This window comes from Kitasatospora sp. NPDC097691, from assembly GCF_040302665.1.
Lineage (GTDB): Bacteria > Actinomycetota > Actinomycetes > Streptomycetales > Streptomycetaceae > Kitasatospora.
The window spans coordinates 106,104-119,527 of record NZ_JBEORY010000004.1; the positions used below are offsets into that span (position 1 = coordinate 106,104).

7 protein-coding genes are annotated in these 13,424 nt (G+C 74.6%); 3 read left to right on the top strand and 4 right to left on the bottom strand.

Features of this window, described 5'->3' with window-relative positions:
* Positions 1 to 66 precede the first annotated feature (66 nt).
* Both cobN and lnt read left to right on the top strand, forming a co-directional pair.
* Complete coding sequence (gene cobN, locus ABTY56_RS04490; protein ID WP_350626450.1) at positions 67 to 3,693, top strand: cobaltochelatase subunit CobN; 3,627 nt, start codon at positions 67 to 69, stop codon at positions 3,691 to 3,693.
* A gap of 169 nt (positions 3,694 to 3,862) precedes the next feature.
* Positions 3,863 to 5,479: an apolipoprotein N-acyltransferase gene (lnt, locus tag ABTY56_RS04495; RefSeq protein ID WP_350626452.1), complete on the top strand. Its 1,617-nt coding sequence runs from the start codon at positions 3,863 to 3,865 to the stop codon at positions 5,477 to 5,479.
* Here the strand turns inward: lnt and ABTY56_RS04500 are convergent.
* The 3 genes from ABTY56_RS04500 to gdhA form a co-directional block, all read right to left on the bottom strand.
* Positions 5,455 to 6,219, bottom strand: coding sequence for a VOC family protein (locus ABTY56_RS04500; protein WP_350626454.1), 765 nt, complete (start codon positions 6,217 to 6,219; stop codon positions 5,455 to 5,457). The two genes, lnt and ABTY56_RS04500, sit on opposite strands and share 25 nt — an antisense overlap.
* Positions 6,220 to 6,473: 254 nt before the next feature.
* Positions 6,474 to 7,349, bottom strand: coding sequence for an AraC family transcriptional regulator (locus ABTY56_RS04505; RefSeq protein ID WP_350626456.1), 876 nt, complete (start codon positions 7,347 to 7,349; stop codon positions 6,474 to 6,476).
* A gap of 118 nt (positions 7,350 to 7,467) precedes the next feature.
* Positions 7,468 to 8,874, bottom strand: a complete 1,407-nt coding sequence (gene gdhA, locus ABTY56_RS04510; RefSeq protein WP_350626458.1) for an NADP-specific glutamate dehydrogenase — start codon at positions 8,872 to 8,874, stop codon at positions 7,468 to 7,470.
* A gap of 341 nt (positions 8,875 to 9,215) precedes the next feature.
* On the opposite strand from gdhA, the gene ABTY56_RS04515 reads away from it, so the two are divergent.
* Positions 9,216 to 9,845, top strand: a complete 630-nt coding sequence (locus tag ABTY56_RS04515) for a GTP cyclohydrolase II (protein WP_350626460.1) — start codon at positions 9,216 to 9,218, stop codon at positions 9,843 to 9,845.
* 148 nt (positions 9,846 to 9,993) lie between these two features.
* Here ABTY56_RS04515 and ABTY56_RS04520 read toward each other — a convergent pair whose 3' ends face one another.
* Positions 9,994 to 13,236: a protein kinase domain-containing protein gene (locus ABTY56_RS04520; RefSeq protein WP_350626462.1), complete on the bottom strand. Its 3,243-nt coding sequence runs from the start codon at positions 13,234 to 13,236 to the stop codon at positions 9,994 to 9,996.
* Positions 13,237 to 13,424: the final 188 nt, after the last annotated feature.

Genomic DNA, 13,424 nt, shown 5'->3' on the forward strand with positions numbered 1-13,424 from the left:
TATCCCGGCCACCCCGGCCCACTTCACGGCCGTCCCGGCCACCGACGAGGCCGGGAGGGCCTTCACATGATCCTGCTGCTGTCGACGTCCGACACCGACCTGCTCAGCGCCCGTGCCTCGGAGGGTCCGGTCCGCTACCGGCTCGGCAACCCGGCCCGGCTCACCGCCGAGGACCTGCCCGCGCTGCTGGAGGGCACCGACCTCGTCGTGGTCCGCCTGCTCGGCGGGCGCCGCGCCTGGCAGGAGGGCCTGGACGCACTGCTGGCCGGCCCCCGCCCGGTGGTGGTGCTGACCGGTGAGCAAGCCCCCGACGCCCAGCTGATGGAGCTGTCCACCGTCCCGGCCGGCATCGCCGCCGAGGCGCACGCCTACCTCGCCCACGGCGGCGCGGCCAACCTGGCCGAGCTGGGCGCCTTCCTCTCCGACACCGTGCTGCTGACCGGTCACGGTTTCGCCCCGCCCGCCTCCGCCCCGGCCTGGGGCCCGCTGGAGCGCGAAGCCCGGACGAACGACGGTCCGACGGTCGCGGTGCTCTACTACCGCGCCCACCACATGAGCGGCAACACCGCCTTCGTGGAGACGCTCTGCCGGGCGATCGAGGACCAGGGTGCCCAGGCGAAGGCCTACTACTGCGCCTCGCTGCGCGGCGCCGAGCCCGAGCTGCTGGCCGCGCTCGGCGAGGCCGACGCGATCGTCACCACCGTGCTCGCCGCCGGCGGCACCCGCCCGGCCGACGCGCAGGCCGGCGGCGACGAGGAGGCCTGGGACGCGGGCGCGCTCGCCGCCCTGGACCGCCCGATCCTGCAGGCGCTCTGCCTCACCTGGTCGCGCGCCCAGTGGGAGGCCAGCGACGACGGCCTGTCCCCGCTGGACACCGCCACCCAGGTCGCCGTGCCGGAGTTCGACGGCCGCCTGATCACCGTCCCGTTCTCCTTCAAGGAGCTGGACGAGGACGGCCTGACGGTCTACGCCGCCGACCCGGAGCGCGCCGCCCGCGTCGCCGGCACCGCCGTCAGCCACGCCCGGCTGCGGTACGTCCCGGCCGCCGAGCGCCGCCTCGCGCTGGTGCTGTCGGCGTACCCGACCAAGCACGCGCGGGTCGGCAACGCGGTCGGCCTGGACACCCCGGCCAGCGCCGTGCGCCTGCTGGAGCGACTGCGCGAGGAGGGCATGGACCTCGGGCACGACCTGCCCGGCTTCGACGGCACCGAGGACGAGGGGCACGAGGGCGACGCGATCATCCACGCCCTGATCGCGGCCGGCGGCTACGACCAGGACTGGCTCACCGAGGACCAGCTGGCCCGCAACCCGGTGCGCATCCCCGCCGCCGACTACCGCCGCTGGTACGCCACCCTCCCGCAGGCCCTGCGCGAGCAGGTCGAGGAGCACTGGGGCCCGGCCCCCGGCGAGCTGTACGTCGACCGCTCGCAGAACCCGGACGGCGACATCGTGCTGGCCGCGATCCGCTCCGGGAACCTGCTGGTCCTGATCCAGCCGCCGCGCGGCTTCGGCGAGAACCCCGTCGCCATCTACCACGACCCCGACCTGCCGCCGAGCCACCACTACCTGGCCGCCTACCGCTGGATCGAGGCCGCGCAGGAGGACGGCGGCTTCGGCGCCCACGCCGTCATCCACCTCGGCAAGCACGGCAACCTGGAGTGGCTGCCCGGCAAGACCGCCGCGCTGTCCGCCGAGTGCGGCCCGGACGCCGTCCTCGGCAACCTCCCGCTGGTCTACCCCTTCCTGGTCAACGACCCGGGCGAGGGCACCCAGGCCAAGCGCCGCGCCCACGCCACCCTGGTCGACCACCTCGTCCCGCCGATGGCCCGCGCCGACTCCTACGGCGACATCGCGCGCCTGGAGCAGCTGCTGGACGAGCACTCCAACATCGCCGCGATGGACCCGGCCAAGCTGCCCGCCATCCGCGCCCAGATCTGGACCCTGATCCAGGCGGCCAAGCTCGACCACGACCTCGGCCTGGACGAGCGTCCCGAGGACGACGGCTTCGACGACTTCCTGCTGCACGTCGACGGCTGGCTCTGCGAGGTCAAGGACGCCCAGATCCGCGACGGCCTGCACGTCCTCGGCCAGGCGCCGGCCGGCACCGACCGGGTCAACATCGTGCTCGCCATCCTGCGCGCCCGGCAGATCTGGGGCGGCGTCAGCGCGCTGCCCGGCCTGCGCGAGGCGCTCGGCCTGGACGAGGCGGCGCTGACCCTCGGCGCCACCGACGCGGCCGAGGCCAAGGCCCGCGCCCTGGTCGAGGCCATGGAGGCCGAGGACTGGGCGCCCGAGGCGGTCGAGAAGGTCGCCGCCGAACTGCCGGAGACCGTCCGGGAGGCCGTCCACGAGGTGCTGGCCTTCGCCGCCACCCAGGTCGTCCCCCGCCTGGCCGCCACCACCGACGAGCTGGACGCCGTGCTGCACGCGCTGCAGGGCGGCTTCGTCCCGGCGGGCCCCTCCGGCTCGCCGCTGCGCGGTCTGGTCAACGTCCTGCCGACCGGCCGCAACTTCTACTCGGTCGACCCCAAGGCCGTCCCCAGCAAGCTCGCCTGGGAGACCGGCCAGGCGCTCGCCACCTCGCTGATCGAGCGGTACACCGCCGACAACGACGGCGCCTACCCGCCCTCGGTCGGGCTCTCCCTCTGGGGCACCAGCGCGATGCGCACCGCCGGCGACGACATCGCCGAGGCCTTCGCCCTGCTCGGCGTCCGCCCGGTCTGGGACGAGGCCTCGCGCCGGGTCACCGGCCTGGAGCCGATCCCGCTGGAGGAGCTGGGCCGCCCGCGCATCGACGTGACGCTGCGCATCTCCGGGTTCTTCCGCGACGCCTTCCCGCACGTGGTCGCCCTGCTGGACGACGCGGTGCGCCTGGCCGCCGCCCAGGAGGAGACCGACGAGCAGAACTTCGTCCGGGCGCACGTCCGGGCCGACGTGGCGGTCCACGGCGACGAGCGCAAGGCCACCGTCCGCGTCTTCGGCTCCCGCCCGGGCACGTACGGGGCCGGCCTGCTGCAGCTGATCGACAGCCGTGACTGGCGCACCGACGCCGACCTCGCCGAGGTGTACACGGTGTGGGGCGGCTACGCCTACGGGCGCGGGCTGGACGGGCGACCGGCCCGCGAGGAGATGGAGACCGCGTACAAGCGGATCACCGTCGCCGCGAAGAACACCGACACCCGCGAGCACGACATCGCGGACTCGGACGACTACTTCCAATACCACGGCGGCATGGTGGCCACCGTCCGCGCCCTCACCGGCAAGGCGCCGACCGCGTACATCGGTGACTCCACCCGCCCGGAGACGGTCCGCACCCGGACGCTGACGGAGGAGGCCGCCCGCGTCTTCCGCGCCCGCGTGGTCAACCCGCGCTGGATCGAGGCGATGCGCCGGCACGGCTACAAGGGCGCCTTCGAGATGGCCGCGACGGTCGACTACCTGTTCGGCTACGACGCCACCACCGGCGTGGTCGCGGACTGGATGTACGAGAAGCTGACCCAGGAGTACGTGCTCGACCCGGTCAACCGGGAGTTCCTCGCGGGCGCCAACCCGTGGGCGCTGCACGGGATCAGCGAGCGCCTGCTGGAGGCCGCGAGCCGCGGGCTGTGGGAGCAGCCGGACCCGGACCTGATCGCGCAGCTGCAGGCCGCGTTCCTGGAGACCGAAGGGGACCTGGAGGGCGGCGAGGGCTGAGGCCGGCCGTCGGGCAGCCCGCCCGAGCAGCCGTTCGAGCAGACGTTCGGGCGGCCGTTCGGGCGGCTGTTCGGGAAGTGGGGCTCCACCTCGCTGTCGGTGTTCCCGTCGTCCATCCGGGTGACGGGAACACTGGTGGCGCAGGCCGTCCGAGCGGACAATACGGGGCATGCCGCGCCGCACCGGTCCCACCAGCCCAGGCCTGAGCACGACCCCCGCCGACGACGTCGAGGAAGCGGAGGAACGCGAGCCGCCCGCGCCACACCGCTACCGGGCGCGGCTCGGGGCGCTCGCGGCCGGGGCGGTACCGGTGCTCGCGTTCCCGGCGCCGGGACAGGCCTGGCTGGCGTGGATCGCGCTCGTCCCCGGGCTGCTGCTGATGCAGCGGGCACCCGGGGGCCGGGAGGCGGCGGTGCGCGGCTGGTGGTTCGGAGCGGGGTTCATCCTGACCGCGATGTACTGGCTGGTGCCGTCCATCGGGCCCGGACTCCCGGTGCTCGCGGTGCTCTTCGGGGCGCTGCAGGGCGCCGTCGGGTACGCCGTGCACCGGCTGCTGCACCCGCCGCTGACCGCCCGTCGGGCCCTGCTCGCGCTGGTGGTCGTCCCGGCGGTCTGGGTGTCCGCCGAGTACGCGAGGTCCTGGCCGGCGCTCGGCGGGCCGTGGGCACTGCTCGGCGCCACCCAGTGGCAGCACCCGGCGATCCTCGGCCTGGCCTCGGCGGGCGGGATCTGGCTGGTCAGCGCGGCGGTGGCGGCGGTGAACACCGGGGTGCTGATCGCGCTCACCGCGGTGCACTGGCGGCCGCGGGCCGTCGCGGCCTCGGCGGCGGTGCTGGTGGTGGCCTCCGGTCCGCTGCTGTTCGCGCTGCGCGAGGCGCCCGTCGGGGCCGGGGCCGTGACGGTCGCGCTGGTCCAGCCCGGCATCGTGGAGGACCCTCAGGCCCGCTTCGACGCGAGCGCGCGGGCCACCGCCGCACTGGTCGGACAGCCGGTGGACCTGGTGGTGTGGGGCGAGAGCAGCACCACGGCCGACCTGGACCACGACCCGGCCGCGCTGGACGTGCTGCGCGGCCTCGCCGCCACCACCGGCGCCCGGGTCATCGCCGGGGAGGACGCGCGCAAGGCGGACGGGCGGATCTCCAAGGACGCGGTGCTGGTCTCCCCGGCCGGCGTGGTGGACCGCTACCGCAAGATCCGGCTGGTGCCGTTCGGCGAGTACATCCCGCTGCGGCCGGTGCTCGGCTGGATCGCCGGGGTCAGCCGGGCGGCGGGCGAGAACCGGGCGCCCGGCACCGCCTTCCACCTGCTGCCGGCCACCGACCGGACGGGCGCTCCGCTGCCGGTCGGGGCGCTGATCTGCTTCGAGTCGGCCTTCCCCGACATGGCCCGCACCGCCGCGCGGGACGGCGCCCGGGTGCTCGTCTACCAGTCCTCGACCTCGACCTTCCAGCAGACCTGGGCGCCCGAGCAGCACGTCTCGCTGGCGGCGATCCGGGCCGCGGAGACCGGGCGGCCGGTCGTCCAGGCCTCGCTCACCGGGGTCTCGGCGGCCTTCGACGCGCAGGGCCGGGAGCTGGCCCGGCTCGGCACCGACGGCACCGGCGCGCTGACCGTCCGACTGCCGCTCACCGAGCCCACCACGATGACCTGGTACGACCGCGTCGGCGACGTGGTGCCGGCCGGGGCGCTGCTGATCACGGCGGGGTCGGCGGTGGCGGCGGTGGTGGCGCGACGGCGCTCGCGCACGGTGCCGGGCTCGACTCAGCCCTCTGCCGGGGGGCGGTAGACGCCGAAGGCGGCGCCCTGCGGGTCGCGCAGCACGGCGATCCGCCGGCCGTTCGGCATGGAGTAGGCGGGCATCAGCACGTCCCCGCCGAGGGCCACCGCCCGGTCGACGGTGTTGTCCACGTCGCCGACCGCGAAGTACGGCAGCCAGTGCGGCGGCACCTCCGGCGGGAAGCCGTCGCCCATCACCAGCATGCCGCCGAAGTCCTGACCGGCCAGACCCCACTGGGTGTAGTGCTCGGAGCGGGCGGCGGACCAGCCGAAGACCGCCGGGTAGAAGGCGACCGCGCCGTCCGGGTCACGGGTGAGGAGCTCCACCCAGCCGAGCGAGCCGGGCTCGTTGAACACCCCGGCGCCCTTGAAGGAGCGGGCCTGCCAGAGGAGGAAGACCGCGTGGGAACGGTCGGCGGCCACCGCGAACCGGCCGTGGTCGAGGACGTCGGCGGGTGATTTGAGGAGGGTGCCGCCGGCGCTCTCGATCTTCGCGGCCGTGGCGTCGGCGTCGGCCACCGCGAAGCAGACCGCCCAGGCCGTCGGCTGCTGCGGCGCGTAGCGCGGGGTGATCGCGGCGACCGGGGTGTCCTCGAGGAGCATCTGGACGTAGTCGCCGTCCTCGGGCCGGACGCCGTCGTCGTCCCGCCAGCCGAACAGCTCGCGGTAGAAGGCCCTGGCGGCGGTGGGGTCGGAGGTGCCCAGCTCGACCCAGCAGGGGGCGTCGGTGGTCACGGAGGTCTGCTTCATGGCGTCGGTTCTCCAGCTCGTTCTCGGCCCCCGGCCCTCCCCGCCCAGGATGCGGGGCAGGAGGGCGGGGGGCGGGCGCTGGTGGGCCGAACGGGGGCGGGCGGCGGAATGACGACTGACAGATGACAGCTGACAGCTTTCGAAATCTGTCATCTGTCATCTGTCAGCTGTCGCCTGTCATCTGTCGCCGGTCGGCCGACTGCCGGCTGCAGGCTGCGGGCTGCCGACCGACCGGCTGCCCCCGTCCGCCGGTGTCAGCTCCGCAGAGCCCGTGTCACCGGGATCCAGAGCTCCGCCTCGGCGTCGCCCGTCCCCGGGACGAAGCGGGTCTGCAGGATCTCGGGGCCCGGCCGGGACTCGTACGGGTTGGACGGGAACCACTGGGTGTACACGTCCGACCACATCTGCTGCAGGGCCTGCGGGAACTCCCCGGTGTTGGTGAACAGCGCCCACGTCCCCGCCGGGACGTGCAGGACGTCCAGGTCGTCGGGGACGACAACGTCCTCGCGCGCCACCACCGCGTGCCAGTAGTCGAGTTCGAGCCCCTCCTCCCGGACGGACGGGATGTCGTCGCTCACCGAGACGATTCCGAGCGGCTCCGGGCCCGTGAGCGCCGTGATCCGCTCGACGGTCTCCTGGCCGAGCCCCTTGATGAACTCCGCGATGTGCGGGTTGACCCCCATGTAGACCAGGGGCACCCGCGCCTTCCTGCCGACGATCCGGAAGTCCGGCTTCTCGACGATCCGGTATTCCATACTGCTGCTTCCTTCCACGACGAGTCGGAAGGACATCCGGGGTTGGGAGGTGAGCACCGCACCGTCGCGCCGGGCCTCGCCCGGCCCGACCCCGTGCATCGCCCGGAACGCCCGGGCGAACGCCTCCCCCGAGGTGTACCCGTACCGAATCGCGATGTCGAGCAACGTCCGCTCGCCGTCGAGGACTTCGGCCCCGGCGACGGTCAGTCGCCGACGCCGTACGTACTCCGACAGCGGCATCCCGGCGAGCATCGAGAACAGCCGCCGGAAGTGGTACTCCGACGTCATCGCGATCCTCGCCAGCTCGGCCGCGTCGACCTCGCCGTCCAGGTGCCGTTCGATGTGGTCCATCGCCCGGTTCAGGTGCTCCAGCACTCCGACCCCGTCCTTCCTTGTGATCACCACCGTAGGAAGGAACCACCCTGCCGCACCCGACGATCGGTGCCCGCTCCGGTCGGGTACCGATCGCCGGGTCACCGGCGGGAACCGCCGGTCAGACCAGGCCCTGGGCCAGCATCGCGTCCGCGACCAGTTCGAAGCCGGCGATGTTGGCGCCCACCACGTAGTCCCCGGGCCGGCCGTAGCGCTCGGCGGTGGTGAAGCAGGATTCGTGGATGTGCTTCATGATCCCGGCCAGCCGCTCCTCGGTGTGCCGGAAGGTCCAGGAGTCGCGCGAGGCGTTCTGCTGCATCTCCAGCGCGCTGGTCGCGACGCCGCCCGCGTTCGCCGCCTTGCCCGGGCCGAAGGCCACCCCGGCCTCCTGGAACACCCGGACCGCCTCCGGCGTGGTGGGCATGTTGGCGCCCTCGGCGACCGCGAGCACGCCGTTGCGGACCAGGGCGAGCGCGTCGGCCTCGGTCAGTTCGTTCTGGGTGGCGCAGGGCAGCGCGACCTCGCAGGGCACGCTCCACACGCCCGGCCCCTCGACGAACCGCACGTGACTGCCGCGCAGTTCGGCGTACTCGGAGACCCGGCCGCGCCGGACCTCCTTGACCTCCTTGAGCAGGCCGAGGTCGATGCCCTTGTCGTCCACCACGTAGCCGGAGGAGTCGGACGCGGTCAGCACCGTCGCGCCGAGCTGCTGCGCCTTCTCGATCGCGTAGAGCGCGACGTTGCCGGAGCCGGAGACGACCACCCGGCGCCCGTCCAGGCTCTCGCCGCGGCTGTGCAGCATCTCGGCGGTGAACAGCACGCAGCCGTAGCCGGTGGCCTCGGTCCTGACCTGCGCACCGCCCCAGCCGAGCCCCTTGCCGGTGAGCACACCGGCCTCGTAGCGGTTGGTGATCCGCTTGTACTGGCCGAAGAGGTAGCCGATCTCGCGGCCGCCGACGCCGATGTCCCCGGCGGGCACGTCGGTGTGCTCGCCGAGGTGGCGGTGGAGCTCGGTCATGAAGGACTGACAGAACCTCATGATCTCGGCGTCCGAACGGCCCTTGGGGTCGAAGTCGGAGCCGCCCTTGCCGCCGCCGATCGACAGCCCGGTGAGCGCGTTCTTGAAGATCTGCTCGAAGCCGAGGAACTTGACGATGCCGAGGTTCACCGAGGGGTGGAAGCGCAGCCCGCCCTTGTACGGGCCGAGGGCGCTGCTGAACTCCACCCGGAAGCCGCGGTTGACGTGGATGTCGCCGGAGTCGTCCGTCCACGGCACCCGGAACATCAACTGCCGCTCGGGCTCGCAGATCCGCTCGATGATCCGGGCGTCGAGGAGTTCGGGGCGGTGGGCGAGCACCGGGGCCAGCGTCTCCAGCACCTCGTGGACGGCCTGGTGGAACTCCGTCTCGCCCTTGTTGCGGCGGACCACGTCCGCGTAGAGGGCCTCGACCGCGCGCTGTTCGGCCTCGAAGCGGGGCCGGGTGGCGGTGTCGGAGGTGGAGTCGGGAGTGGAGTCGGGGCGGCTCATGGGCATCTGATCAAGACCTTCCGTCGTCGTCGGTGGTCGTGCGCGGGGGCGTTCCCGTGCCCAGGAAACGGGAGGAAGTCTCGCAGTGTCGACACCTCGGACCACCTCCCTTCCACATGTTGGAACGCCGGACCGCAGCCGAGCGGCAACCGGCCGGGAACACGCGAGGCCGGCGGGGTGTTGTGCGCCTCCGTGGTCGCGCCTCCGTGGTCGCGCCTCCGCGGTCGGGTCGGACCTCGGCGGTCCAGTTGTTCAAATTGGAACAACCGAGTACGGTCGACATCCGATCCATCCGGATCCGATCCGAACCCGGTCCACCCCCGATCGACGAAGGCCCGCCCATGCCTCAGCCCGGCTCCGCCACGGTGCGCTCGCGCGTGCGCATCCCGCTGACCTTCCCCGACGGCTACCGCGCCGAGGCGGAGGTCTTCACCTTCCACGGCCTCGCCGACGGCGCCGAGCACCTGGCGCTCGCCCTCGGTACGGCCCCCGAAGGCGGGACACCGCTGGTCCGGCTGCACTCCGAGTGCCTGACCGGCGACGTCTTCGGCTCCGAGCGGTGCGACTGCGGGCCGCAGCTGCGCGAGTCGGTGGAGCGGATCACCGAGGCCGGCGGGTACCTGCTCTACCTGCGCCAGGAGGGCCGGGGCATCGGTCTGTACAACAAGCTCGACGCGTACGCCCTGCAGGACTCCGGGCTGGACACGTACGACGCCAACACCGCGCTCGGCCTGCCCGAGGACGGCCGGGACTACACCGCCGCCGCCCAGATGCTCGCCGCGCTCGGCACCACGGGCATCGACCTGCTGAGCAACAACCCGGACAAGGCCGCGCAGTTGGCCGGCCTCGGGATCTCCGTGCGGCACCGGGTCCCGACGGGCGTGCACCTCTCGGAGAGCAACGTGCGGTACCTGACGGCGAAGGTGGAGCGGACGGGACACTCGATCGAGCTCTCCCGGCTGGTCGGCTGAGCGGTCCCGGCCGTCCCGCGGTCGGGTCCGCCCGACGGGTCCCACCCGTCGCGCGGGTGCGGCCTGGCCGACAGGCCGGACCCGGGGAGCGGCCCGCAGCTCCCCGGGCCGACAACTCCCCCGGCCCGTCGGCTCCCCGACCCGCCGCTCAGCGGCGGGCGCGCAGCACGGTGCGCTGGATGCCGAGGCACGCCAGGGGGAGGGCGATCAGGACGGCCGCCCAGAAGGCGCTGTGGCCCCAGAGCCCGGCGATGCCGCGGTAGACCGGCCCGGCCACCGGGATGCGCAGCGCCTCCATCGGGCCGAGCGGCGGCGGCAGGGCGCCGAGCAGCAGGGTGCCGAGCAGCCAGAGGGCGAACAGCCGGCGCGCGGTGCGCGGCCCGGCCAGCGCGCCGGCGACCGACACGGCGGCCAGCAGCAGGGTGAAGCCGGACTGGTAGTCGGCGCCGACCTGACCGGTCCCCCAGGACTCCGGGGTCGGGTGGTGCCCGGTGACGGCCAGCCGCACCTCGACGGCGGCCCAGAGCAGGACGACCAGCACGATGGTGCTGCCCAGCACGAAGCGGGCGCGCTCCCGCGCACCGGCCCTGCCCGGGCTCCAGTCCCGCGCCGCGGGCGCGGCCCCGCCACCACCCCTCGTACCGGCCCCCGACCCGGACCCGGCCCTCGTACCCGACCCGGACCCGGCCCTCGTACCGGCTCCGCCACCGGGCCGCATACGGGCTCCGGCACTGTCCCTCGTACGGGCCCCGGCACCGGCCGACGAGGCCCGCGTCAGGCGCCGCCACTGCTCGGCGGTCCGCCGTCGGGCCTCGTACGCCGCGATCGACAGCCTGGCGGCGCGCTCGGTCAGCACCACCGCCAGGACGACCCCGACGGCCGCCGCCACCCCGGCCCAACTGCCCATGCCGCCCTCGAAGACGACCACCCGGTCGACCACGGCGGGCGGCGGTTCGAGCACCGTCATCGGCGGCCCCAGCCGCAGGTAGCCGATCGCGCCGGCCCCCGCCGCGGCCAGTGCCAGCGTCCCCCGGCCGACCCGGGCGGGGAACGCCACCAGGATGACGGCCGCCGCGACGGCCGCGCCCAGCTGCGGCGCCACCGACCGGGCCGCCAGGTCGCCGGCCGTGCGCAACCGGTCGCCGAACGGGCCGTTCGGCAGGATCGCGAGGCCGTTGCCGGCGTCGACGCTGGTCCGGGCGAGCGCGCCGGCCCAGAGCAGCAGCGCCAGGGCCGTGCACACCAGCAGGGCCGCGGCCGCCTGGCGCGGCAGGGCGGTCCGGGCGTTGCCCCACCAGACGCGGGCCCGGGGGGCGAGGTGGGCCCACAGCCGCCGCGCGACCGGGTCCCGGCCGTCCGGCGCCCGCCCGGGCGCCTCCTGCGTGCCGCCGGCCGCCCTGGCCCGCAGCGCCTCGGCGGCGACCAGGACCGCGCAGCCGTTCACCGTCCCGGGGTCGGCACGCACCGCGCGGCGGCGCAGCGCGGACCAGCGGCGTCGCACCCCGTCCGCCGTCCCCCGGCCCGTCGGGGTCCTGGCCCAGGCGGCGAGCACGACGTCCACCACGACCGCGGCCACCACGGCCAGGACGGCCGACACCCGCGCGGGCAGCGGCAGCCGGTGCAGCGCGGTGGGCAGCGGGGAGAGCCGGCCCAGCAGCCGGGCGTGCTCCTCGGGCTGGACGGTCAGCCAGACCGCCAGGCGGTAGGCCTCGGCCCGTTCCTCGGCGCTCAGCCCGTCCCCGGTGCGCCGGCCGCCGCCGAGCTCCCGGGCGGCCCGGTCGGTGTCCACCACGACCTGCGGCACCCGGGCGAGCGCGATCAGCCGCCCGCAGTGCTCGCCGTGGCACTCCGGGTGGTCGCAGTCGTAGCGGGCGGCGACGGTCGGCACCGAGGAGGCGAGCAGGTCGTCGACGAAGGCGACGGTGTCCGGCGCGGCGGCGATCCGGGTGAGGCCGGCCGCGTCGACCGGGCGCTCGCGGTAGACCGGGGTGGCGGAGGGCGCGAACGCGGCGCCGAAGGCGAGGACGGCGAGCGCGGCCGCGTCGGCCCGCCGGGCGCCCCTGGCGCTGTCGACCGCCCGCAGGTAGTGCAGGTCGAACAGGGTGTCCTTGACCTCGTCCCGCAGCCAGTCCAGCAGTCGCTGCGCCCCGCCGTCGACGAGCCACTCCGCCGCCTCCGCGGAGCGGTTCAGCATGGTCCAGGCCAGCACGGACGGGGCGTGGTACGGCTCGCCGAGGAAGGTGACCGGCCGGTGGGCGTGGCCGCCCGCACCGCCCGCGGACGCGCCCTGAGGGCGCACGACCGCGGGGCTGGCGCCCTCCAGCCAGCCGGTGACCTGCTGGGCCTTCCAGCGGTGGGCCGGGTTCCTGGTCAGCAGGCCCTGGAGCAGCATCAGCCGGCGCGGGTCGGTCACGCCCGGGAGGTCCGCCTCCTCCCCGAAGACCAGGTCGTACTGCAGCACCTCGTCGCTGACCAGGAGGCCGTCCGCGTCCAGGTAGTGCGGGCGGCCGGAGAACAGCTCGTACAGCACGTTGCCCAGGCCCCACCACGGCCCGGCCGGGTGGTTGGCCCCGGCGAGCTGCTCGGGGGCCATGTAGGCGACGGTGACCTGCATCTCGGGCGAGAAGCTGCGGCTGGCGGTGAGGCGGGCGACGCCGCCGAAGTCCGCGATCACGAACTCCCCGGGGCCGCCGCCGGGGCGCACCAGGATGTTGGAGGGCTTGAAGTCCACCGGGTTGCGCTCGATCCGCCGCTGCCAGAAGTCGAGCAGGGCGACGAGCTCGCGGATGATGCGGTCGGTCTCCCGAGGGTCGGTGTGCCGGCCCTTCTCGTGCAGGGCGGCGATGTGGTCGGCGAGGGTGACCGGCAGGTACTCCATCGCCACCCAGGCACACTCCACCCCGGCGTGCTCGACCTGCCCGAAGTCGATGATCCCGGGAACGTGCCGCCGGTAGGCCGGGGTGCGCAGGTGCCGCAGCAGTTCGACGTCCATGGCCTGGCCCGCCCTGGCCACCTTGACCGCGGCGTCCCCGCCGCCGTCCGTGCGCCGGACGTGCCAGACGGTGCCCTCGGTGCCCGAGCCGGCGACCTCGTACGGCTCGTAGCGGTTCAGCAGGGCCGCCGGGAAGGCGCCGCCGAAGTGGCCGCCGCGGGCGGGCGCCGGCCGCCGGAGGACGGTCCTCGGGTCGGCGTCGCGGGGCGGCACGACCTTGGTCGGCGCCTCGGGGTGGGTGCCGGGGGGCGGCACGACCTTGGTCGGCGCCTCGGGGTGGGTGCCGGGGGGCGGCACGACCCTGGTCGGCGCCTCGGGGTGGGCGCGGAACCGCTTGAGCCGCGAGGGCGGGCCGGCCGCCGGGGCGTCCTCGGGGCGCCCCCAGGGCCTCCGGTCCACCCTCGTGCGCGGTCCCGATCCCGTCGGCGCACCGTCGGCCATCCTGCCGTTCCCCTTCCAGCCGACACGACCTTGACGCGCCATCATGTCGCAATCACCCAGGGTGGGTTGCCGACTTCGTCGGCTTTCGGACCGGCCTGTGGCCAAGACGTTACCCACCCGGTGCACGGGGGTCCCGCACGGCACAC

Bases quoted from the DNA above. Each gene is read 5' to 3' on its own strand.
- ABTY56_RS04500 (WP_350626454.1), bottom strand. From the start codon at position 6,219: ATGAAGCAGACCTCCGTGACCACCGACGCCCCCTGCTGGGTCGAGCTG.
- lnt (WP_350626452.1), top strand. From the start codon at position 3,863: ATGCCGCGCCGCACCGGTCCCACCAGCCCAGGCCTGAGCACGACCCCC.
- ABTY56_RS04515 (WP_350626460.1), top strand. From the start codon at position 9,216: ATGCCTCAGCCCGGCTCCGCCACGGTGCGCTCGCGCGTGCGCATCCCG.
- gdhA (WP_350626458.1), bottom strand. From the start codon at position 8,874: ATGAGCCGCCCCGACTCCACTCCCGACTCCACCTCCGACACCGCCACC.
- cobN (WP_350626450.1), top strand. From the start codon at position 67: ATGATCCTGCTGCTGTCGACGTCCGACACCGACCTGCTCAGCGCCCGT.